Below are 21,165 nucleotides of genomic sequence, written 5' to 3' on the forward strand. Positions count from 1 at the left end.
GGACGGTCGGCACCTACTTTGGAGACATGCACAGCGAAGAACTCGAGATCCGCACCGGGAACCGGGAAACCGTCTACGACCTGACCTCCGAGTGCACGAAGTTCCTGCGCTCGGCAGGCGCGGAAGAAGGCCTGCTCAACGTCTGGGTGCCGCACGCCACCGCCGGGCTGGCGATCATCGAAACCGGCGCGGGCAGCGACGACGACCTGCTGACCGCGCTCGGCGACCTGCTGCCGGCCGACAACCGCTGGCGGCACCGGCACGGCTCCCCCGGGCACGGGCGGGACCACGTGCTGCCGGCCTTCCTCCCGCCGTACGCGACGATCCCGGTCCGCGGCGGCCAGCTCGCCCTCGGGACCTGGCAGTCGATCTGCCTGGTGGACACCAACAAGGACAACCCGGTCCGCCGCGTGCAGTTGGACTTCCTGGCCGGATGAGCCGGTTGACCCCCGAGTTTTTCCTGGCAGGATGACGCGAATGCGCCGGCTCGTTCTCTGGGACATCGACCTGACGCTCATCGACGCGCGCGGCTTCGGCACCCGCTGGTACCGCAAGGCGCTGGCCGAAGTCACCGGGAAAGACCTCATCCGCATGCCGAACACCGCCGGGCGGACCGAACTGGCCATCACCACGGACGTGCTGAACACCCACGGCCTCCCGGCGGACGACGACACCGTCTCGGCGATGTTCACCGCCCTCACCAAGGCGGTCGAGGCCACCCGGGAGGAACTCGCCGCGCAGGGCAGCGCGATGCCGGGAGCGGCTCAGGCCCTGGCCCACCTGGCCAGCGCGGACGGCATCGCCCAAACCCCGGTGACCGGCAACCTGCCCGAAGTCGCCCACCACAAACTGGCCGCCTTCGACCTGCAGGAGCACCTCGACTTCGGCCTCGGCGGGTTCGGCCACCTCTCCCACCACCGGCACGACCTGATCGCCGACTCGGTCCGCAAGGCCGAAGCGCGGACCGGTCGGCAGATCGACGCGGGCTCGGTGGTGGTCGTCGGCGACACCCCGCACGACGTCGCCGGGGCGCTCCGGTTCGGCGCGGTGGCGGTGGGGGTGGCCACCGGCGGGCACACCGAGGAGGAGTTGCGGGCAGCCGGGGCGCACCACGTGCTGCCCCACCTGGCCGACACCGAGCGGGTGCTCGGCGCGCTCACCTGACGCGAGGGGGCGGGCGCGGCTGCCCGCCCCGGGATCAGCCGCGCACCACGCCGACCAAGTGCTGCACGGCGTCGTCGGCGGGCACCTCGGTGCGCTCCCCGCTCCGGCGGTCCCGCACCTCGACCACGCCGCCCTTGGCCAGTCCCTTGCCGACCACCAGGATCGTGGGCACCCCGAGCAGCTCGGCGTCGGCGAACTTCACGCCCGGCGAGACGGTGCGGTCGTCGAGGACCACCTGCACCCCGGCGGCGTCCAGCTCGGCCGCGATGGCCTCGCCCCGCTCCCAGATCGCCTCGTCCTTGCCGGCGATCACGATGTGCACGTCGGCCGGGGCGACCTCGCGCGGCCACACCAGGCCGAGGTCGTCGTGGCTCTGCTCGGCGATCGCCGCGACCAGCCGGGAGATCCCGATGCCGTAGGAGCCCATGGTGATCCGCTTGGGCTTGCCGTCCTGGCCGAGCGCGTCCAGCTCGAAGGCGTCGGCGTACTTGCGGCCCAGCTGGAAGATGTGGGCGATCTCGATGCCGCGGGCGGCGACCAAGGTGCCCTTGCCGTCCGGCGACGGGTCGCCTTCCTTCACCTCGGAGGCCTCGATCGTGCCGTCCGGGGTGAAGTCCCGGCCGCAGACCAGGTCCACCACGTGGTGGTCGGGCTTGTCAGCACCGGTGACCCACGCGGTGCCCGGCACGATCCGCGGGTCCACCAGGTAGCGGACCCCGTTCTCCTGCAGGGCCTTCGGACCGATGTAGCCCTTGACCAGGAACGGGTTGGCGGCGAAGTCCTCCTCTTCGAGCAGGGCCACCTCGGCCGGGGTCAGGGAGGCCTCCAGCCGCTTCATGTCGACTTCCCGGTCCCCCGGGACCCCGACGGCCAGCAGCTCCCACTCGTCCGCTCCCGGCTGCCGGACCTTCACCAGCACGTTCTTCAACGTGTCCGCTGCGGTGAACTTCCGGTCGGTGTTGGCGTTGAGGTAGTCGACCAGGCTCTCGATCGTGGGGGTGTTCGGCGTGTAGTGCACCTCGGCCGCCGGCTTGCCCTCGATGGGCTCCGCCGGGGGAACCGGGGTGACGACCGCTTCGACGTTGGCCGCGTAGTCGGACTCGGTGCTGCGGACGAAGGTGTCCTCGCCGGTTTCGCTCTCGGCGAGGAATTCCTCCGACGCGGAACCACCCATGGCTCCGGAGGTCGCCTTGACGATGACGTAGCGCAGGCCGAGCCGGTCGAAGATCCGGATGTAGGCGTCCCGGTGCAGCTGGTAGGACTCGCTGAGCCCCTCGTCGTCCAAGTCGAACGAGTAGGAGTCCTTCATGACGAACTCGCGGCCGCGGAGCACACCGGCGCGGGGGCGCTCCTCGTCCCGGTACTTCGTCTGGATCTGGTAGAGGATGACCGGGTAGTCCTTGTACGAGCTGTACTCGCCCTTGACGGTGAGGGTGAACAGCTCCTCGTGGGTGGGGCCGAGCAGGTAGTCGTTGCCCTTCCGGTCCTTCAACCGGAACAGGTTCGGGCCGTACTCGGTCCAGCGGTTGCTCTTCTCGTAGGGCTCCCTGGGCAGCAACGCCGGGAAGTGGATCTCCTGGCCGCCGATGGCGTCCATCTCCTCGCGCACCACCCGCTCGACGTTGCGCAGCACCCGCAGGCCCAGCGGCAGCCAGGAGTAGATGCCCGGAGCGACCCGCCGCACGTACCCCGCACGAACGAGCAGCTTGTGGCTCGGCACCTCGGCGTCGGCTGGATCCTCGCGCAAGGTACGCAGGAACAGGGTCGACATCCTAGTGATCACGGCTACTGGCTCCTCGTCCGCGGTTTTTCGGGTTGTTCGGGCAGCGTAACCGGCGCTCCGCTGTTCGTTGCCAGCGACTCGCCCGGTGTGCCGCACCCAGTGTCCCCCTGCGGGAGCGGCGCGGTCACCGCCGGGTGCCCAACCGGCAGCGGCCTTCTCCCTGCCCCGGCGGGTCGTCCGCCGAGGAGCGGCGCTCGCGGCGGGTGAGCAGCGGGGACCAGCGCTCTCCTAGGCTGGTGAGGTGCTGATCGTGCTTCCCCCATCGGAGACCAAGGCCGCGGGTGGCACCGGCGGCCCGCTGCAGCTGGACGACCTGTCGTTCCCGGAGCTGAACCCGACCCGCCGCAAGCTCCTCGACGCGCTGTCCACTTTGGCGGACGATGTTCCGGAGAGCCTGCGGGTCCTCAAGCTCACCGAGCGGCAGATCGACGAAGTCCACCGCAACACCGAGCTGTGGGACTCCCCGACCACCCCGGCGCTGCGCCGCTACACCGGGGTCCTCTACGACGCGCTCGACATCCCGTCCCTGTCCACAGCGGAGCAGGAGCGCGCCGGCGAGCGGCTGGCGGTCGCCTCGGCGCTGTTCGGTCTGCTGCGGGGCAACGACATGATCCCGGCCTACCGGCTCTCCGCCGGCAACAGCCTGCCCGGCGTCGGCTCGCTGCGCCGGGTCTGGCGGGCGGCATTGGAACCGGTGCTGGCCGAGATCAGCGGGCTCGTGCTGGACCTGCGCTCCAGCGCCTACGCCGCGCTGGCCGCCATCCCGGGCGCGGTGGGCTTGCGCGTGCTGTCGGAGAACGAGCTCGGCCAGCGCAAGGTGATCAGCCACCACAACAAGGCCCACAAGGGCAAGCTGGCCCGAGCCGTGGTGCAGGCCGACGCGGAGCCCGAGACCGTCGAGGACGTCATCGACCTCGCCCACGACGCGGGCCTGCGGGTGGAGCGGGAGTCGGCGCGCCAGCTGTGCCTGGTGGTGCCGGCCTGAGCTCAGGCCCCCCGCAGCCCCGCCACCGGTCCGATGACGACCACCGCCGGCGGCTTGATCTCGTGCTGCCGGACTTCTTCGGCGACCTTGGCCAGCGTGGTCCGCAGCGAGCGCTGGGCCCCGGTGCTGGCCTCCTGGACCACCGCCACCGGGGTCGCGGCGTCGCGGCCGTGCTGCACCAGCACCTCGGCGAACTGCTCGATCCGCTGGACGGCCATCAGCAGCACGAGGGTGCCGCGCAGCCGGGCCAGGGACGGCCAGTCCACCAGGGAACGCGGGTCCCCGGGCGGCACGTGCCCGGAGACGACCACCACCTCGTGCGCCACTCCGCGGTGCGTCACCGGCACCTCCGCCAGCGCCGGGGCGGCGAACGCGCTGGTGATGCCGGGCACCACGGTGACCGGGACGCCTTCTTCGGCGCAGGCGAGCAGCTCCTCGAAGCCGCGCCCGAACAGGTAGGGGTCACCGCCCTTGAGCCGCACCACGAACTTGCCGGCCTGCGCCTTCTCGATCAGGGTGCGGTTGATGACCTCCTGGTTGGCGGCCCGGCCGTACGGGATCTTGGCGGCGTCGATCACCTCGACGTGCGGTCCGAGCTCCTCCAGCAGCTCCCGCGGAGCCAGGCGGTCGACCACCACCACGTCGGCCTTGGCCAGCATGCGGCGGCCCCGCACGGTGATCAGGTCCGCCGCGCCCGGTCCACCCCCGACCAGCGCCACCCCGGGAGCGACCGGTTCGGCGTGCACGTCCACGGTCCCGGTCCGCAAGGCCTCCACGAGGGCGTCGCGCACCGCGATGCTGCGCCGCGGCTTGCCCCCGGAGAGCACCCCCACCAGCAGGCCGTCGTGCTCGCCGACCGCCGGGGTGACCGCGGTGCCCGCCGCGGCGTGGTCCGAGCGCACGCAGAAGACCCGCTGCTGCTCCGCTTCGGCCCCGACCGCGGCGTTCACCTCCGGGTCGGAGGTGGCCGCGATGGCGTACCAGGCCCCGTCCAGGTCGCCGGAGCGGTACTCGCGGCGGTGCCAGACCAGTTCGCCGGCTTCGGCCAGCGCCTCCACCGCAGGGGTGGCCTCCGGGGCGATCACCTCCACCGCAGCCCCCGCGTTGAGCAGTCGGGGCAGGCGGCGCTGCGCTACGGTGCCCGCGCCCACCACCACCGCTCGCCGGCCGGTGAGGTTCAGCCCGGCCAGGTAGGGCAGCTGCGGGGTCTGGTCAGTGGTGGCTGTGTGCATGTCCGTGTCCGGCTGGATCGTCTGGGTGGTGGTGCGGGGTTTGCGGCGCGCCCAGCTTGTCCTCGAACCCCGGCAGGAGAACGCGGTAGGCGCAGGTGTCGCAGTTCATCCGGATGTCTCCGTGGAGGGCTTCGTGGTAGCGCTCCACGACGACGTCGACCAGGGCATCGCAGTCTCCGAGGTAGCTGGCGACCCGGACGTCGATGTCCGGTGCCGAGTCGGCGTACTCCCGGGCTTGCTCGACCACGCGCTGCGGCAGTACCCCGTCGAACAGGAAGAAGGGTGCGACGACGACTTTCTTCGCGCCCAGCCTGCGAGCCCGCTCCAGTCCGCCGGGAACTCCCGGCCTGGTGAGGGAGATGTAGGCGGTTTCCACTGTGGCGAAACCACCGGTTTCCTGCAATAGCCGTGAGGCCTTGCACACTTCGGCGTTGGCGTCGGGATCGGTGGAGCCCCGACCGACCAGCACGACAGCGGTTTCCGCCCACTCCTCCCGGGGGACTCGGGCCTCGATCCGCTCGGCGAGCACTTCCAGCAGCAGCGGGTGCGGCCACAGCGGCCGGCCGAAGACGAAGGAGGTCCCGGGGTTGCGGCGGACCTCGCGCTCCAGGGCCGCGGGGATGTCGCCCTTGCCGTGGCCGGCTGCGACCAGCACCAGCGGGACCGCTGCTATCCGGCGGTGGCCGCGCTCGACCAGTTCGCCCCAGGCGGTGGCCACCGGCGGGGCGGACAGTTCGATGAACCCGCCCGACACGTCGGTCCCGGCGGGGGCCATGCGGGTGCGAACGCGTTCGACGAACGCGTTGAACTCGGCGACTCCGGTGTTGTCCGTGGTGCCGTGGCCAACGACCAGCAGCGGTTCGGTCACCGGCTACCTCCTGTCCAGTAGAGTAGGGCGTTCACGGCTGCTGCAGCGATCGCTGCTCCGCCGCGTTCGGTCAGCGTGCTCACCGCAGGCAGGCCGCTGCGCCGCAGCTCCGCTTTGGCGTCCACCGCTCCCACGAATCCGACGGGCACCCCGATGACCAGTGCCGGTCGCACCTGTTCGGCCGCGGCCAGCCGGAGGAGTTCGGCCAGCGCGGTCGGTGCGTTGCCGATCGCCCACACCGCCCCGTCGGGGTGTTTGGCGGCGGCGAGCCGGATCCCGGCTGCCGAGCGGGTGAGCCCGGTTTCGGCGGCCAGCTCGGCGACACCGTCCTCGGCGATGGCCACTTCGGCCTGGCGGACCGTGACACCGGCCGCCACCATGCGCACGTCGGCGATCAGCGGCACCCCGGCGAGCAGAGCTCGCCGGCCGTCCTGCAGCGCGGGTTCGCTGGCGACCACTTCACCCGCCCAGCTCGGGTCCGCCGTGGTGTGCACGATGCGTTCCACGACTTCCCTGGTGAGCGGTGGGAAGAAGCTGAAGTCCACCCTGGACCGCATGATCCGGTAGGACTCGACTTCTATTGGGTGCACCGATTTCCGAACACCGCCCAGACCGTTCGGTTCCGGAGTGCTGCTCACGCGACCTCCGTCCGCTCTCGCCCATCGGAATGGTGTCCGAACAGGACCGACTCGGTTCCGCGGACCATCGCGGTGCTGGACCGCGACCGGGTACCGCTCGGGGAGGGCGGCACCGGAACAAGAACGTCCACAGTGAACATCGATGCGGCGCGCAGCGAGATCGGCGCAGCCGCCGTTGGCGACGACTTCGGTAGGGGCGAGATCCGCGCAGCGGTCGCGGCGGCCGAGCGCGGGGCGCGGACTGCAGAACCGCACCGGCCTCGCGGCGAACCGCCTCCGGTCCGGCGCAGTGCAGCTGCTCCGCGCGGTCGCGCGCTGCGCCGTCCGGTGCACCACTGCCCGACGGCAGGATCCGACATCACGATCACGGCATCCTCCGGGTTCACCCGCCCAAGGGACCTTGCCTCCGCGCCACCTGCCAGCACGGGCCGACGCGCAGTCTCCTGACTCCCGGATCACCGCGAGATCCCCGGCCTTCCAGCTGAGCGCAGCCGTGGCACGAGCGGGGTTCGCTCCCCGGTCACAGTGGCGGGACCGTCCCGGATTCGCACCGGGTTCCTGCGACCGCCGGCCGCTGTATCCTCGCCCGTAACTCACCGGAGGTCAAACATGGTGAGTTCGGTCACCGGCATTGGCGGGTACTCGGGAGATGACCGGCCGTCCCCACCGCGCCCCGCGGACGGAAACCGCGAAAGCGCAGGACAACGCGGATGGGAACGATCAGACAGCAGGAGGCAGCCATGAACGAGACCCGCTCGATCCCCCTGAACCTCCAAGTGGTCGAGACCGGGGCGAAGACCACTTGCGATGTTGGATTCACCACGCCCAGCGGCATGGCCATGCACGGGCACGGCACGGCCCGACGGCACCCGGACGACCCCGAGGTACCGGAGATCGGTGACGAGATCGCCATCGCCCGCGCCCTGTTCGACCTGGCGCACAAGCTCCTGGACAACGCGGCGCACGACATAGGCGAACGGTTGCACCGGCGGGTGCACCTCCCGGCTTGAAACCACTCGCAGCGGATGTCCGGGTGGTAGCACCAGTGCGCCAGCACCCCCGCCGGCCAGCGCCGAGCGACCGGAAAGGCCCCTTCCCGCGGGAGGGGCCTTTTCCGCGGCGGTCCGCCGGCTACTGCCCCGCGGCGATGGCCTCCCGGCGGATCCGCTCCCAAGCGGCCAGGACGTGCCGCCGCTCGGTCTGCGGGGACCCCACCGCCAGCCGCAGCAGCACCCGCCCGTCCACCTTGGTGTGCGACAGGTACAGCTCACCGCTGTCGTTGAGCGTCTCCAGCAGCTGCAGCGTTCGGCGGTTGGCCTCCTCCACCGGCAGCCCGGGGAACCGCGGCCGGAAGCACACCAGGGAGAACGGGTGCGGCTCCAGCAGCTCGAACTCCGGGTCGTCGCGCACCAGGGCGGCGAACTCCTGGGCCAAGCCGACAGTGGTGCGGATGTGCTCGCGCAGCCCGCTGGCGCCGTACCAGCGCAGCACCGACCACAGCTTCAACGAGCGGAACCTGCGCCCCAGCGGCACCTGCCAGTCCCGGTAGTCGATCACCGCACCGGACAGCGTCGCCGGGTTGCGCAAGTACTCCGGCAGGATCGACAGGGCGTTGATCAGCGGGGCCCGGTCGGCCATCCACAGCACGCTGCAATCGAAATTGGTCAGCAGCCACTTGTGCGGGTTGGTGCAGTAGGAGTCGGCGTGGTCGGCGACCCCGTCGTTGATCCAGCGGAACTCCGGGCACACCGCGGCCACCCCGGCATATGCCGCGTCCACGTGCAACCACACCCGGTGCTGGCGGCAAACCCTCCCGATCTCGGGCACCGGGTCCACGGCGGTGGTGGAGGTGGTGCCGATCGTCGCGCAGACCATGGTGGGCACCGCGCCGGCCGCGACGTCTTCGGCGATCAGCTCGGCCAGGTGCGCCGGATCCATCGCCAACGTCCGCGGATCGTCCTCGACGACCCGCACGTTGGCGGCCCCCACCCCGGCCATCCGGGCCGCGCGCTGCAGCGACGAATGGGTGTGCTCGGAGACGTAGACCGTGTACCGCCGGGTGATCCCGGATTCGGCCACCTGCCCGTCGCTGGCCCGCTGCAGGGCCGCCAGCAGTGCCACCAGCGCCGCGCTGGAAGCCGAGTCCTGGACGACCCCACCACCGGTGGAGTCGGTGCGGAAGCGCTCCGGCAGGCCCAGCAGCTCGACCAGCCAGTCGACGACGAGGGTTTCCAGCTCGGTGCAAGCCGGGCTGGTCGCCCACAGCATCCCCTGCACCCCCAGGCCGCTGGAGAGCAGATCGCCGAGAACCGCCGGCCCGCTGGCGTTCGCCGGGAAGTAGGCGAAGAAACCGGGGTGCTGCCAATGCGTCACCCCGGGCAGCAGCACCTGGTCCAGGTCCCGCAGCACCGCCTCGAAGGGTTCGCCGTGCTCCGGTGGGCGTGCCGGCAGCTTCTCCCGCACTTCACCCGGCCGCACCGCGGAACGCACCGGGTGTTCTTCGATTCCGGCGTAGTAGTCGGCGATCCAGTCCACCACCTGCTTGCCGAGGCGCCGGAATTCCTCCGGTGTCATGTGAGCGTTCACCCCGCCCAGCTTTCCACTCGGCTGCGACGGCGGGAACCCGCGGACGCGAACGGACACCGCGGCTGCGGGCTCCGCGGTGTCCGTGGCGGTGATCAGCTCTCGAAGAAGTCGACCACTTCACCGAACACATCGGTGTTGGTCAGGAACCCGAGGTGGGTCTCGCAAGCCACCAGGTTGTTCTGGGCGCCGTCGACCCGGGTGTTGGTGTAGGGGACGATGATGCCGTCGCAGGGCGAGTACCACGTCGCGTACTCCGCGTCACCCGGCGTGGGATCACCGGAGTTCAGCTGCCGCTCGAAGCTGGATCCGGGCAGCATCTCCTGGCACGACCGGTAGATCAGGCACGCGCTGGCGTAAGTGGTCCCCTGGTTGGCCCCGGCCAGCGAAGCCCAGTGCCCCACGTTGACGTGCCCGCCGAGTTCCTTCATGTACCAGCGCGTCACCAGCCCGCCCATCGAGTGGTTGACGATGTCCACCTTGTCCGCTCCGGTTTCCTGGAGCACCTGCTCGATGAAGTCGCCGAGCTGAGCCGCGCTGATCTCGTTGGACTGGCTCCAGTCGTACTCGAAAGCGTGCAACTGGCTGGAGTCGTACCCCTGGAGCCGGAAGTACGCTTGGGCGGCCACCCAGTTCGAAGCGCTCCCGGTGTAACCGTGCACGAACACCACTGGGTTCTTGCCGGCCGCGTGGGCGGTGCCCAGGGGACTGAGGACTGCGAGCGCCAAACACGCCAGCAGCACACCGAACAATCGACGCATTGCGCCTCCCAGGACGTTGAATTCTGGAGACGCAGCAATACTTGGCGAAGATCAGCCCCCGGCACATCGGCGAAATCACCAGTCTCGCGGGCGTTCCGCCGAAATCGCGCGAGCACGCGGAACAGCCACCGATTGTCCGATTTACCCGATCACCACAGGTCGATAACACTCTTGTCATGCTCAGCGAGCTGGAAAAAGCGGCGGCTGCGCCGGAAAATCTCCACGGGCGCACCGAAGAAGCCGCTGTTCTGCTCCGTGCGGCGGAAAGCGCTCGCCGGCGAAGCGGTAGCGCGTTGGTGATAACCGGGGAACCCGGACTGGGCCGCACCGCGCTGCTGAACCAGCTCTTCCGGGAGGCCACCGGGTTCAAAACGCTCCGGCTGCAGGGTTTTTCCGCTGAACAGCACATCCCGCTGGGCGGGGTGTGGTCGCTGCTGCGACTGCTGGGCGTCGCCGGGAGCGGAATGCCGGTGGCGCCGGCACGGGAAATCTGGGCGCTGCTGCGGGAGAAGTCCCGGCACCGCGCGATCTTGCTGGGCGTGGACGACGCGCACCACCTGGACCGGGAATCGTTGACCGCGCTGGTCTTCGCGGCCAGGAGGACGGCCGACCTGCCGGTGCTGGTGGTCTTCACCGCGGAAACCGGTTCCGCGGAGCTTCCCGAGCTGTGGCGGGGGATCCGCGAACTCCCCCTCCGCCCGCTGGACGACGACGCCTGCCGACGATTGATCGAAGACCGCTGGCCCGGAGAGCTGTGCCCGCAAGCCGTCGACGCGGTGTGCACCGCCGCGGGCGGCAACCCGCAAGCCGCGGTGGAACTCGTCGAAGCGCTGACCCCCCAGCAGCGGGCCGGGTTGGCGCCGATCCGGCAGCCGCTGGTGCCGAACGGCCGGTTGGGCAGCCGGTACCTGCGGGAGTTCCGCGCGCTGCCACCGGAGTGCCGCACGATCGTGCTGGCCGCGGCCGTCGAAGAGGACCTCGGCACGGCCGCTGCCGCCCGGGAGGTCACCGAAGCCGGCCTGCGGGACATCGCCGCCCGCGGGCTCGCGGACGTCAGCGGGCGCACCGTGCGAGTGCCGCGCGTCGCGCGGTCCGTGGTGCTGGATGCCGCTGGCCCGGCGGAAATCCGGCAGGCGCACGGTTTCCTCGCCAGAGCGCTGGCCACCTCGGCCACCCCGGACCGGCTCGCCTGGCACCGCGCCGCAGCCGAAGACGGCCCCGACAGCTGCCGCTCCGCGCGATTGGCCCGAGCGGCCGAACGGGCCCGCGAGCACGGGGACTACGCCACCGCCGCACGGGCCTACGAACAGGCCGCCCGCTCAGCCGCGTCGGCAGTGGACAGAACTCGCCAGCTGCTGGCGGCCAGCCGGGACAGCTGGCTCGACGGACAGCACGGCCACGCCATCTCGCTGGTGCGCCAAGCCCGACAACTGGCCTGCACCAGCAGCGAACGCGGCCTCGCCGAGCTGTTCCGGGGAACCATGGAACTGCGCAGCGGGGACCCGGCGCTGGCCCGGCGAACGCTGCGCGAAGCAGCCGAAGAACTGCTGGCCAGCGATCGGGAACTGGCGCTCACCGCCCTGCTGCTGGCCGGCGAATCCGACTGGATCACCGGTGACTACCGCGGCTACCAGGACACCGCGCAGCGGGTGCGCCACTTGCGGAGCGGTGCCGACCGACCGGCCGAACAGCTCATCTTCGAGCACTTCGCCGGGATGTCGGCCACCGTCGAAGGACAGCACCGGCGAGCGGTCCCCGCACTGCACCGCGTGGTGCAGCTGGCTGAAACGACCACCGAACCGATGTCCCAGATCCTGGCCAGCCAAGCCGCCTACACCCTGGGGGACGCCGTCCGGGCCCGCGATCTCGCCTGCCGGGCGCAGAGCAGCGCGCAGCGTCTGGGGCAGCACTGGCAGCTGCCGTGGGCGCTGGTGTACCGGTCGCTGGCCGCGCTGCAGCTCGACCGGTACGCCGAGGCGGAAGCCAGCTCCCTGCAGGGCCTGCGGATCGCGCGCTCGCTGGGGCAGCACAACACCGGGATCGACCACCTCGCCATCCTCGCGCTGACCGCTGCGCTGCGCGGGGAGCAGGACACCACCCGGCACCGGCTGAACCGGGAGTTCACCGAAGGCGTGGCCAGTCGCGGCCTGGCCCGCCCGGACGCGTTCAGCTCGTGGGCGCAGGGCTGCGCCGCGCTGGCCGCCGAACGACCGCTGGACGCGGTGCAGCGGATGCGGTCGATGAACTCGTGGAACGGGCAGACCAACACGGTGGTGCGGGTGATGGCCGCGCCGCACTTCACCGAGGCCGCAGCCGCCTGCGGGCAGCAGGACGAAGCCGGGGGCACCATCCGGGCCTTCGACGACTGGGCGTCCCACACCGGCAGCAGAACTCGCCTGGCGCTCTCCCACCGCTCGCACGCCCTGCTGGCCGGCCGGTCGGCGGAGGCCGACGAGCACTTCCGGACCGCCATCGAACTGCACCGCACCTCCGGGGCCTGCGTGGAGCTGGCCCGCACCGAGCTGCTGTACGCCAAGCAGCTGCGGCGCGACCGCAAGCCCGGTGCGGCGCGCCGGTTGCTGGCGGAGGCGTGGCAGATCTTCCGCGACTGCGACGTTCCCGCGTGGGCGGACAAGGCGCGGGCGGAGCTGCGGGCCGCGGGGGCGAAAGTCCCCGGCGACGACCGGCCCGGGCGCGCGGAGCTGACCCCGCAGCAGGAGGAGATCTCCCGCCTGGTCGCGGAGGGCGCCACCAACCGGGAGATAGCGGCGCACCTGCACATCAGCCACCGCACCGTGGACTACCACCTGCGCAACATCTTCACCAAGCTCGGGGTTCGGTCCCGGGTGGAGTTGGCGAAGCTGATGCGCTGACCAGCCGCAGGGCGTCGGCGGGGCAGACCTCCACGCACTCCCCGCAGGCGGTGCACCGCTCGTCGAGCACCCGCGGTCGCCCCGGTGCGGGGCGCAGGGCGTGCTCCGGGCAGGTCAGCAGGCACGCTCCGCAGGCGGTGCAGGCCGAGGAGACCACCAGCCGCTCATCGGGCATCGGTGCTCATCCACCGGTAGCCGCGGGGAGTGACCATGCGCTGCCCGACCACGGTCGTCTGCGACGACCCCACGACGACCGTGGTGAGCATGTCCACTTCCGCGGGGTCGAACTCGGAGATCGGCGCGCACCACACCCGCTGACCGCTGCGGGTGGCCTGGCGCACCGCGCCGACCGGGGTGGTGGCCGGCCGGTGCTCGGCGAGGATCTCCAACGCCCGGCCGAGCTGCCAGTCCCGGTCCTTGGAGCGCGGGTTGTAGAAGCACACCACCAGGTCGCCTTCCGCGGCAGCGCGCACCCGCCGTTCGATCACGTCCCACGGGGTGTGCAGGTCCGACAGGCTGATCAGGGCGTGATCGTGCCCGAGCGGGGCGCCCAGCAGGGCGGACGCGGCCAGGGCCGCCGTCACCCCGGGAACCCCCACCACTTCGATCTCGAGCCCGGCCTTCGCCAGGGCCGGGCTGGCCATGGCGTACACCCCGGCGTCCCCGGAGCCGATCAGGGCCACGGCCTTGCCCTGCCGGGCCAGTTCCACGGCTTCGGTCGCCCTGGCCTCTTCCTGGCCGAGTCCGCTGGAGCGCACCTCGGTGCCCGGGCGCAGCAGGTGCCGGACCTGGTCCAGGTACTGGTCGAGGCCGACCACGACCGAGGCGCGCCGCAGCTCCGCGTCCGCGCGCGGGGCCCGCAGGTCGGGGGCTCCGGGGCCGATGCCGACGATGGCCAGACGTCCTCGCGGCAGGATCCGGGCTGCTGCGGCGGTGACGTTGTCGCCCTTGATCTTGGGCACCGCCAGTTCCACCGGGGCCCCGTAGCCGAGTTCTGCCGCCGCGTGCAGCGCCGCGGCCTCCGCCACGCTGGGCGTGCCCAGTTCGGCGTTGACCACTTCACTGGGGTTGGGCACGTCGACGTCGGCCAGCACCTGCGCCGGGTAGGTCAGCAGCGGCAGCTCGTCCCCGCCCGAGTGCCAGAAGCCGAGGTCCTGCACGGCTTCCAGGATCCCGGTCTCGTCGGCTTTGCGGTCCACGCTGGCGCAGGCCCGGATCGCCCGCGGGTCGAGCCCGTGGTCGCGGTCCAGCCGCGCGATGGTCTCGGCGACGGCGGTGCGGGGCACGCCGCGCGCCGAGCCGACTCCCACCACCAGGGTGCGCGGGATGATCCGCAGCGTGTTCCGGTCTTCCCGGTCCTCCGGCCGCCGGTCGTCGATGATGATCGTCCACGTCGGGTTCTCCACGTCGGTGGAGACGTTCTCCGGCAGCGCGGGGAGCGGGAAGCCCAGCGGGTTGACCAGCCGCACCGGTTCCCCGTCGAGGACGGCCACTCCGCAGCCGGCCAGGTCGCCGTCGACGGAGGCGTCCAGCATGTCCACCAGTTCGTCCAGCGGGGTGATCCCGGTGCTGTCGGTGGCCGTGGTGATCACCGGGGTGCAGCCGAGCGCTTCGGCCACGTGCGCGGCCAGCTCGTTGGCCCCGCCGGCGTGCCCGCCGGCCAGGGCGATGGCGAACTGCCGCCCCTCGTCGACGCACACCACCGCCGGATCGGTGTGCTTGTCCCGCAGCAGCGGGGCGATCAGACGCACGGTGGCGCCAGTGGCCAAGAAGAACACCGCTGCGTCCAGGTGGTCCCACAGCCGCCGCAGCGCCGAGCCGACTGGTCCGTCCGCCACCACCGCGTCCGGACCGAGCCGCACGGCCAGTTCGGCTGCTGCCCGTTTTCCCGCCGCGGTCACCGCGAACAGCCCGATCACGCTTCCTCGCTCCCTGCTTCGTCACCGGTGAACCCGGCCGGCCGTCACCGCTGTCCGCAGACCAGCAGCACCGGATTGACCGCCTCCAGCCGGGAGGACCCGTCCGGCAGGTCGGTCATCCGGGAAGCCGACAGCTGTACACCTTCCACTTCGTAACCTGCGCTGCGCAGCACGTCCCTGGTCGAGGTGACCCGGTCGAGCGCGGCCAGCGCGACCACCACCCGGGACGCCCCCACGTGGGCGCACGCGGTGATCACCTCGGTGCCACCGCCGCCGACGAAGATCGCGTCCGGTTTCGGCAGCTCCCGCAACGCGCGGGGGGCCTTGCCCTCTTCGATGCGCACGTCGACACCGTGCACGGCGGCGTTGCTCAGCAGCCGCACGATCTGGTTCTCGTCCGATTCGACGGCGATCACGGCCGCCCCCATCCGGGCGCACTCGATCGCCACCGATCCCGAGCCGGCACCGACGTCCCACACCAGCGAACCCAGCCGGGGGGCGAGTTTGGCCAGGGCCACCGCGCGCACCTCGGCTTTGGTGATCATCCCGTCGCGGTGGGAGAAATCGTCCTCGGGCAGCGCCCAACCGGTTTCCGGCAGCGGCTGGGCACCGGCGATCCAACCGCGCTGCGGAACCGCGTCCAGGTCCGCCAGGGACAGCACGATGTTGGGTTCGTACCAGGTCCTGCGGGCCGCCTCGGCCGGGTCCACGGTGACCAGCGACTCCTCGGGAAGCCCCAAGTTCTCGGCCACGACCAGGGTTCTGCGCCAGCCGCACAGCGCGGAACCGAGCTGGGCCGGCCCCGCCCCGGGGGCGGTGAGCACCGCCACGGCCGGTTTGGCGCGGCAGACGTTGGCGGCCCGGGTGAGGTCGCGGCCGTGGGCGCTGACCACGATCACGTCGTCCCACGGTCGCCCGACGCGCGCCACCAGCTGCTGGACGCTGGAGGTCGCCGGGAGCACCGTGCAGTGGATGCCGCGCTCGCGCAGCACGCGGACGATGCCGAAGAACCCGGGGTCTCCGGAGGCGAGCACCACGCCGCGTTCGTCCGCGGCGAGCGCGGCCAGGGTGTTCAGGGCCGGTTCGATCGGTCCCAGTTCGAGCTTGCGCACGTGCTCGGGGGCGTGCGCGTCCAGGTGCCGGCGGGCGCCGATCACGATTCGGGCCGATTCCAGGGCCTCCGCGCCGCCCGGCGGGAGCCCGGCGCCGTCGATGCCGATCACCGTGACTGACATGTCACCCACCCCGCTTCGGTGGAAGCGACCACGTGCTCTCCGGTGAAGTCCACCATCGCGACCCGCGCCGGCAGTCGTCGGCCGCACTCGGCGCTGAAGCGCTCCAGCACGGAGGCGACCATTGCGCACAGCCGGTCGCCGCAGCCCCGGAGGCTTCCGTTCGCCTCCCACACCTCGTAGGCGCGGCGCGCGGTGGCCGCCCGCTGGACCTCGTCCACTTGCTCCGGGGTGCCACCGAATTCCGCGGTGATGCGCCCCAGAATCCCGGTGTCCACTTTGGAGCGCGTGTAGTGCGTCATGACCACCCCGGAAGCGAGCTTGGTCAGCTTGCCGATCATCCCCACGAACACCACATCGGACAGCCCGTGCTCCACGGCGCGTCGCAGAGCCGCCCCGGTGAAGTCACCGACTTCGATGAACGCGACCTCCGGCAGGTCCGGGAGCAGCCGCATGGCGGCCTTCTCGGTGCGCCCGCCGGTGGACAGCACGGCGGTGCGCCCGCCTTGCGCGGCCAGCACCGAAACCGCCTGCTCCACGCTGGAACGCCACGAAGCGGTGGAGAACGGCCGGACGATCCCGGTGGTGCCCAGGATCGAAATCCCGCCGTAGATGCCGAGCCGCCGGTTGGTCGTCTTGTAGGCCATCTTCTCGCCGCCCGGGACGGAGATGGTCACGTCCGCGCCGGCGTCCCCGATGACCTCCCGAACCGACTCGGTGATCATCTTCCGCGGAACCGGGTTGATCGCCGGGCCGCCGACCTCGAGCCCCAACCCCGGTTTGGTGACCACCCCGACGCCTTCCCCGCCGTGCAGCACGACCTCCGCGTCGTCCCGCCCGGTGACCGTCGCGGTCATCCGGGCCCCGTGGGTGACGTCCGGGTCGTCCCCGGCGTCCTTGACCACCACCGCGGTGGCCGGATCGCGGCTCCCGGAGTCCACCGGGAAGGAGTGCCGGCTGCCGTCCGGGAAGAGCACCTGCACGGTTTCCGGCAGGCGCCCGGTGCGCATCAGCTCAGCTGCAGCCTTCGCCGCCGCCGCCGAGCACGCCCCGGTGGTGTAACCGGTGCGCAGCGCCTTCGGCCGGACCTTCGCGGTGCGCGGCAGGTCCGGTTCGCGGAGGCGCGGCTGCTCGTCCTCGTTGGGGTCAGTCATCTTTCTTGGCTGGAGCCGACTTGCGCCGGGACTTTCCGGAGCTGGTCTTGCCGGAGGCCTTCTTGGTCCGCTTCGCACCGGTCTTCGCGGTGGCCCGGACGGTCGTGGTGGCCGCCGCGGAAGTCCGCTTGGTCTTCGCCGCCGCGGACTGCTCCTCCGCGTCGGGCGCGGCCGCCTCCGCCTCCGGTGCTCGCGGGACCTCCTGGGCCGAGCTCGATTCGTGCGCCTCGAACAGGTGCTGCTGCGACTCGTCCTCCCGGGCGGCCTGGCCGCGGCCGGCCGTCGAGCGCGAGGCCTCCCGGGCGGTCTCCTGCCACTTGCGGACCGCCCACCAAGCGACTTCGGAATCCGGCCGCTTCGCCGCGGGCCGCTCGGAAGCGGCACCGGTTCCGTAGCGGCTCCGGGAGCGCTCGGCGCGCAGCGCCCGGCGCGCGGCAGGATCGGCCCGCCGGTAGGTGTGGAAGTGGCCGGCGTGGTAGAGGTGCGAGCGGGTTCCGCTGCTGGTCAGCGCTTTGCCCACGATGAACAGGGTGTGCCGCCAGAGCTTGTGCTGCTTGACGGTGCGCTCCAGGTCCCCGAGCGTGGTGTGCAGCAGCAGCTCGTCCGGCCACGTGACCTTGTAGGCGACCAGCACGGGGGTGTCGTCGGGATAACCGCCCTCCCGCAGCTCGTGCACCAGCTGCCCGGTGCGCGCGGCCGACAGGAACAGCGCCATGGTGGTGCCGTGCTCGGCGAACTTGCGGACCCGCTCCCCGTCCGGCATCGGGGTCTTGCCGCCCTCCAGCCGGGTGAGCACCACCGACTGCGCCACCTCCGGGACGGTCAGCTCCCGACCGACGGCGGCGGCCGCGGCCGAGAACGCCGGGACCCCCGGCACGATCTCGACTTCCAGGTTCATCTTGGTGCAGGCGTCGTACTGCTCCTGGACCGCGCCCCACAGCGACGGGTCCCCGGAGTGCACCCGGGCGACCTTGAGCTTGTCCCGCTCGGCCCGCCGGTAGATCTCGATCGCCTCCTCGTGGACCAGCCGGGAGGAGTCGACCAGCTCGGCGTCCTTGCGGGCGTGCTCCTTGATGCACTCGGGAGTGACCAGGCTCGCCGCCCACACCACGATGTCAGCTTCGGCGATCCGGCGGGCGCCGCGGACCGTGATGAGGTCGGCCGCTCCGGGCCCGGCACCGATGAACGAGATCCGGCCAGTCACCATTGTTCTCCTCTACCGCCTCGTGGGGGAAGCACTACCACGGTGGACAAATACGGCGCCGCGCCGGTTTCCGGCACTTCGGACAGCGGCAACACCCTGGCATCCGGCGTGCCCAGATGTTCGGCGTACACCGAACGATCGAGCGCACCGTGCTCAGCGATCACCGAGCGCAGCTCGCTGAGCCGCCGGCCACCCTTGTAGGCAACGACAGTACCGCGCGCGGCCAGCGCTTCTCGAAGGACACTCACATCTCGCATCACCGGCACTACGGTCAGCGACTCCGCTCCTTCGGTGAGCGCCACCCCGGCCTGCGACGCGGTGGCCTGCATCGCGGTGATGCCGGGCACGGTCGCCAGCTCGACCTCCGGCAGCAACTGCCGCACGGTCTGGGCGAGGTAGCTGAACGTCGAGTACACCGAGGGATCCCCCAGGGTGGCGAAGGCCACGGTGCCCCGGCACTCCCGCAAGCGCTGCACCACCGCTTCCGCCGCCTGGTCCCACTTGGCGCGCCGCCGCTGCTGCGGACCGTCCACCGGGTCGGACAGGGCGAACACCAACCGCTGGACGCGTTCGTCGTCCCCGCAGTGCGCCCGCACCACCGACTCCGCTCGCCCCTGCTCGTCGGCGGAGAGCACCGGGACGAACACCGTGTCGGCCGCCTGCAGTTCCCGCAGCGCGGCCAACGTCAGCAGCTCCGGGTCGCCCGGACCGACGCCAACACCGACCAATCTCATCGCACGCACCTCGCCACGAACCGCTCCACCGCGCCGGGCTGCGCGGCCGGATGGGTGTGCAGGTAGGAAGCGTGCACACCGCCTTCGACGAACCCTTCCCGCACATCCCGCCAGGTCCACGCCGGGAGTTCGCCGCAGCGCGGCTGGAGCGCGGTGCGGTGGAATTCGTGCCCGCGCACCCGGGTTCCTGCGGCGAAGACAGCGGAATCCGCCGCGGCCACCGCGTCCCGGTAACCCAGGGTCAACCGGCTGGACATGCGGGCGGTGGCCGGAACGACCCCGCACAACCGGTGGCCGTCCAACTCCTCGGCGAGGTAGAGCAGTCCGCCGCACTCGGCGTGCACCGGCCGACCTGCCGCGGCGAACTCGGCGATCTCCGCCCGCAGCGCGGCGTTCGCGGCCAGCTGTTCGACGTGCTGCTCCGGGAAACCGCCCGGCAGCACCAGCCCTGCGGTGCCGTCGGGGAGGCGCTCGTCGTTGAGCGGATCGACCACCGCCACTTCCGCTCCGGCCGCGGCCAGCAGCTCGACGTGCTCAGCGTAGGCGAAGGTGAAAGCCGCCCCGCCGGCCACCGCGACCACCGGCTTCCCCCGTTCGGAGACCACCTCTTCCGGTTTCCACGGTGGACAGTCCAGGGGTGGGGCGGACCGCGCCAGGGCGACCACCGCGTCCAGGTCCACCGACTGCTCGACGACCCGGCGCATCTCCGCCACGGCGCGCCGCGCGGCAGCTCCGCGCTCGACCGCGGTGACCAGCCCCAAGTGCCGGGACGGCACCTGCAGGTCGGCGTTCCGCGGAATCGCCCCGAGCAGCTGCAGCCCCTGCTCGTGCACCGCTTGCCGCAGCAGCTGCACGTGGTGCTCCGAACCGACCCGGTTCAAGACCACCCCCGCCACCCGGGTCCGCGGACCGTAGGAGCGGAATCCGTGCAGCAGCGCGGCCAGGCTGTGCCCCTGCCCACCGGCGTCCACCACGAGCACGACCGGCGCGTCGAGCAGTTCCGCGACGTGGGCGGTGCTGCCGAACGGGACCGGCCCCGGCGCACCGGACCGGCCGTCGAACAACCCCATCACACCTTCCACAATGGACAGATCAGCACCGCGGGAGCCGTGCCGGAACAGCGGTCCGATGAGCTCTTCCCCGCACAGCACCGGATCGAGATTGCGCCCCGGGCGGTTCGCGGCCAGCCGGTGGTAGCCCGGGTCGATGTAGTCGGGGCCGACTTTGAACGGCGCCACCCGCTCCCCGCGGTGGCTCAACGCCGCCAGCAGGCCGGTCGCGACGGTCGTCTTGCCCTGACCGGACCCCGGGGCGGCGATCACCACCCGGGCATCGCTCACCACTCGATGCCCCTTTGCCCCTTCTGGCCCGAATCCATCGGATGTTTGACCTTGGTGGTCTCCATGACGAGATCCGCGGCGTCGATCAACTCCTGGGGCGCGTCCCGGCCGGTGATCACCACGTGCTGGTACCCCGGGCGGTCGCGCAGGACGGACAGCACGTCCTCGACGTCCACCCATCCCCACCGCAACGGGTAGGTGAACTCATCGAGCACGTACAGGGTGTGCCGCTGCTGCTCGATCCGACGAGCGATCTCCCGCCAGCCCTCCGCGGCAGCGGCGGCGTGGTCCTGCTCCGTTCCCTTCTTGCGGGCCCACGACCAGCCCTCGCCCATCTTGTGCCACTCGACCGGGCCACCTTGACCGGTCTGCTCGTGCAATTGGTTCAAACCGCGGAAAGCGGCTTCCTCGCCAACCCGCCACTTGGCCGATTTGACGAACTGGAACACGCCGATCGACCAGCCCTGGTTCCAGCCCCGCAGGGCGAGCCCGAACGCAGCGGTCGACTTGCCCTTCATCTCACCGGTGTGCACCACGACCAGCGGACGGTTGCGGCGTTGGCGCGTGGTCAACCCGTCATCCGGAATGGTCGATGGCTGTCCCTTAGGCATGAAACGACCCCAACCAACGATCGATGTGCACCGCACCCAGTTGCTCTGCGGAACGCGCCGCAGGAGCAGCTCCTGCACCCGGCG

At 71.4% G+C, this 21,165-nt stretch carries 19 protein-coding genes and 1 riboswitch; of the genes, 5 read left to right on the forward strand and 14 right to left on the reverse strand.

Annotated features, from left to right (window positions below; translation table 11 throughout):
* Positions 1-26: 26 nt before the first annotated feature.
* Together SREC43747_RS0101150 and SREC43747_RS0101155 are read left to right on the forward strand one after the other, a co-directional pair.
* On the forward strand, positions 27-437 hold the full coding sequence (locus SREC43747_RS0101150; protein WP_029719318.1) for a secondary thiamine-phosphate synthase enzyme YjbQ: 411 nt from the start codon (positions 27-29) through the stop codon (positions 435-437).
* Between the two features lie 40 nt (positions 438-477).
* Positions 478-1,164: an HAD family hydrolase gene (locus SREC43747_RS0101155; RefSeq protein WP_081722365.1), complete on the forward strand. Its 687-nt coding sequence runs from the start codon at positions 478-480 to the stop codon at positions 1,162-1,164.
* 34 nt (positions 1,165-1,198) lie between these two features.
* Here SREC43747_RS0101155 and SREC43747_RS0101160 read toward each other — a convergent pair whose 3' ends face one another.
* A complete protein-coding gene (locus SREC43747_RS0101160; protein WP_029719320.1) occupies positions 1,199-2,947 on the reverse strand; it encodes a proline--tRNA ligase in 1,749 nt (582 codons plus the stop codon).
* Between the two features lie 241 nt (positions 2,948-3,188).
* Here SREC43747_RS0101160 and yaaA point away from each other — a divergent pair, with 241 nt between their 5' ends.
* Positions 3,189-3,932: a peroxide stress protein YaaA gene (gene yaaA / locus SREC43747_RS0101165; RefSeq protein ID WP_029719321.1), complete on the forward strand. Its 744-nt coding sequence runs from the start codon at positions 3,189-3,191 to the stop codon at positions 3,930-3,932.
* Positions 3,933-3,934: 2 nt separating this feature from the next.
* Here yaaA and cobA read toward each other — a convergent pair whose 3' ends face one another.
* Genes cobA through SREC43747_RS0101180 form a run of 3 tightly spaced genes read right to left on the reverse strand, consistent with a single transcriptional unit; the run spans position 3,935 to position 6,670 of the window.
* Positions 3,935-5,164 carry a uroporphyrinogen-III C-methyltransferase gene (cobA, locus tag SREC43747_RS0101170; protein WP_051387507.1) on the reverse strand — a complete coding sequence of 410 codons (1,230 nt, stop codon included), beginning with the start codon at positions 5,162-5,164 and terminating at the stop codon, positions 3,935-3,937.
* Positions 5,145-6,032 (reverse strand): sirohydrochlorin chelatase, encoded by an 888-nt coding sequence (locus SREC43747_RS0101175; RefSeq protein ID WP_029719323.1) that lies wholly within the window; start codon positions 6,030-6,032, stop codon positions 5,145-5,147. Before SREC43747_RS0101175 ends, cobA begins: the two co-directional genes overlap by 20 nt.
* Positions 6,029-6,670 (reverse strand): precorrin-8X methylmutase, encoded by a 642-nt coding sequence (locus SREC43747_RS0101180; protein ID WP_236622956.1) that lies wholly within the window; start codon positions 6,668-6,670, stop codon positions 6,029-6,031. The genes SREC43747_RS0101175 and SREC43747_RS0101180 overlap by 4 nt, the downstream gene beginning before the upstream one ends.
* Before the next feature lie 436 nt (positions 6,671-7,106).
* Positions 7,107-7,231: riboswitch (cobalamin riboswitch) on the reverse strand.
* Between the two features lie 179 nt (positions 7,232-7,410).
* Between SREC43747_RS0101180 and SREC43747_RS0101185 the strand changes: the two genes are divergently transcribed.
* On the forward strand, positions 7,411-7,680 hold the full coding sequence (locus SREC43747_RS0101185) for a DUF1876 domain-containing protein (RefSeq protein ID WP_029719325.1): 270 nt from the start codon (positions 7,411-7,413) through the stop codon (positions 7,678-7,680).
* Between the two features lie 121 nt (positions 7,681-7,801).
* On the opposite strand, the gene SREC43747_RS0101190 is transcribed toward SREC43747_RS0101185, so the two are convergent.
* Both SREC43747_RS0101190 and SREC43747_RS0101195 read right to left on the reverse strand, forming a co-directional pair.
* On the reverse strand, positions 7,802-9,244 hold the full coding sequence (locus tag SREC43747_RS0101190) for an aminotransferase class I/II-fold pyridoxal phosphate-dependent enzyme (RefSeq protein ID WP_029719326.1): 1,443 nt from the start codon (positions 9,242-9,244) through the stop codon (positions 7,802-7,804).
* Positions 9,245-9,348: 104 nt separating this feature from the next.
* Positions 9,349-10,014 carry an esterase/lipase family protein gene (locus SREC43747_RS0101195; protein WP_029719327.1) on the reverse strand — a complete coding sequence of 222 codons (666 nt, stop codon included), beginning with the start codon at positions 10,012-10,014 and terminating at the stop codon, positions 9,349-9,351.
* Positions 10,015-10,190: 176 nt separating this feature from the next.
* Between SREC43747_RS0101195 and SREC43747_RS0101200 the strand changes: the two genes are divergently transcribed.
* The gene (locus tag SREC43747_RS0101200) at positions 10,191-12,887 is read left to right on the forward strand and encodes a helix-turn-helix transcriptional regulator (protein ID WP_029719328.1); all 2,697 of its coding nucleotides are present in this window, start codon (positions 10,191-10,193) and stop codon (positions 12,885-12,887) included.
* Here SREC43747_RS0101200 and SREC43747_RS20435 read toward each other — a convergent pair.
* Genes SREC43747_RS20435 through cobO form a run of 8 tightly spaced genes read right to left on the reverse strand, consistent with a single transcriptional unit; the run spans position 12,835 to position 21,081 of the window.
* Positions 12,835-13,062: a 4Fe-4S binding protein gene (locus SREC43747_RS20435; RefSeq protein WP_081722366.1), complete on the reverse strand. Its 228-nt coding sequence runs from the start codon at positions 13,060-13,062 to the stop codon at positions 12,835-12,837. The two genes, SREC43747_RS0101200 and SREC43747_RS20435, sit on opposite strands and share 53 nt — an antisense overlap.
* A complete protein-coding gene (gene cobJ, locus SREC43747_RS0101205) occupies positions 13,052-14,806 on the reverse strand; it encodes a precorrin-3B C(17)-methyltransferase (RefSeq protein WP_029719329.1) in 1,755 nt (584 codons plus the stop codon). Before cobJ ends, SREC43747_RS20435 begins: the two co-directional genes overlap by 11 nt.
* A gap of 44 nt (positions 14,807-14,850) precedes the next feature.
* On the reverse strand, positions 14,851-16,041 hold the full coding sequence (locus SREC43747_RS0101210; RefSeq protein ID WP_029719330.1) for a bifunctional cobalt-precorrin-7 (C(5))-methyltransferase/cobalt-precorrin-6B (C(15))-methyltransferase: 1,191 nt from the start codon (positions 16,039-16,041) through the stop codon (positions 14,851-14,853).
* Entirely contained in the window at positions 16,026-17,192 is a 1,167-nt protein-coding gene (locus SREC43747_RS0101215; protein WP_029719331.1) for a cobalt-precorrin-5B (C(1))-methyltransferase, read from the reverse strand. Before SREC43747_RS0101215 ends, SREC43747_RS0101210 begins: the two co-directional genes overlap by 16 nt.
* On the reverse strand, positions 17,185-18,396 hold the full coding sequence (gene cobM, locus SREC43747_RS19505; RefSeq protein WP_081722367.1) for a precorrin-4 C(11)-methyltransferase: 1,212 nt from the start codon (positions 18,394-18,396) through the stop codon (positions 17,185-17,187). Before cobM ends, SREC43747_RS0101215 begins: the two co-directional genes overlap by 8 nt.
* Positions 18,393-19,130 (reverse strand): precorrin-2 C(20)-methyltransferase, encoded by a 738-nt coding sequence (gene cobI, locus SREC43747_RS0101225; protein ID WP_029719333.1) that lies wholly within the window; start codon positions 19,128-19,130, stop codon positions 18,393-18,395. Before cobI ends, cobM begins: the two co-directional genes overlap by 4 nt.
* Entirely contained in the window at positions 19,127-20,473 is a 1,347-nt protein-coding gene (locus SREC43747_RS0101230; protein ID WP_029719334.1) for a cobyrinic acid a,c-diamide synthase CobB, read from the reverse strand. Before SREC43747_RS0101230 ends, cobI begins: the two co-directional genes overlap by 4 nt.
* The gene (gene cobO, locus SREC43747_RS21765; RefSeq protein WP_029719335.1) at positions 20,467-21,081 is read right to left on the reverse strand and encodes a cob(I)yrinic acid a,c-diamide adenosyltransferase; all 615 of its coding nucleotides are present in this window, start codon (positions 21,079-21,081) and stop codon (positions 20,467-20,469) included. The genes SREC43747_RS0101230 and cobO overlap by 7 nt, the downstream gene beginning before the upstream one ends.
* Positions 21,082-21,165: the final 84 nt, after the last annotated feature.

It is taken from the genome of Saccharopolyspora rectivirgula DSM 43747, assembly GCF_000497205.1.
Lineage (GTDB): Bacteria > Actinomycetota > Actinomycetes > Mycobacteriales > Pseudonocardiaceae > Saccharopolyspora > Saccharopolyspora rectivirgula.

Bases quoted from the DNA above. Each gene is read 5' to 3' on its own strand.
- cobI (WP_029719333.1), bottom strand. From the start codon at position 19,130: ATGAGATTGGTCGGTGTTGGCGTCGGTCCGGGCGACCCGGAGCTGCTG.
- cobA (WP_051387507.1), bottom strand. From the start codon at position 5,164: ATGCACACAGCCACCACTGACCAGACCCCGCAGCTGCCCTACCTGGCC.
- SREC43747_RS0101185 (WP_029719325.1), top strand. From the start codon at position 7,411: ATGAACGAGACCCGCTCGATCCCCCTGAACCTCCAAGTGGTCGAGACC.
- SREC43747_RS0101215 (WP_029719331.1), bottom strand. From the start codon at position 17,192: ATGACTGACCCCAACGAGGACGAGCAGCCGCGCCTCCGCGAACCGGAC.
- SREC43747_RS0101150 (WP_029719318.1), top strand. From the start codon at position 27: ATGCACAGCGAAGAACTCGAGATCCGCACCGGGAACCGGGAAACCGTC.
- SREC43747_RS0101210 (WP_029719330.1), bottom strand. From the start codon at position 16,041: ATGTCAGTCACGGTGATCGGCATCGACGGCGCCGGGCTCCCGCCGGGC.
- cobO (WP_029719335.1), bottom strand. From the start codon at position 21,081: ATGCCTAAGGGACAGCCATCGACCATTCCGGATGACGGGTTGACCACG.
- SREC43747_RS20435 (WP_081722366.1), bottom strand. From the start codon at position 13,062: ATGCCCGATGAGCGGCTGGTGGTCTCCTCGGCCTGCACCGCCTGCGGA.
- SREC43747_RS0101200 (WP_029719328.1), top strand. From the start codon at position 10,191: ATGCTCAGCGAGCTGGAAAAAGCGGCGGCTGCGCCGGAAAATCTCCAC.
- SREC43747_RS0101190 (WP_029719326.1), bottom strand. From the start codon at position 9,244: ATGACACCGGAGGAATTCCGGCGCCTCGGCAAGCAGGTGGTGGACTGG.
- SREC43747_RS0101155 (WP_081722365.1), top strand. From the start codon at position 478: ATGCGCCGGCTCGTTCTCTGGGACATCGACCTGACGCTCATCGACGCG.
- SREC43747_RS0101195 (WP_029719327.1), bottom strand. From the start codon at position 10,014: ATGCGTCGATTGTTCGGTGTGCTGCTGGCGTGTTTGGCGCTCGCAGTC.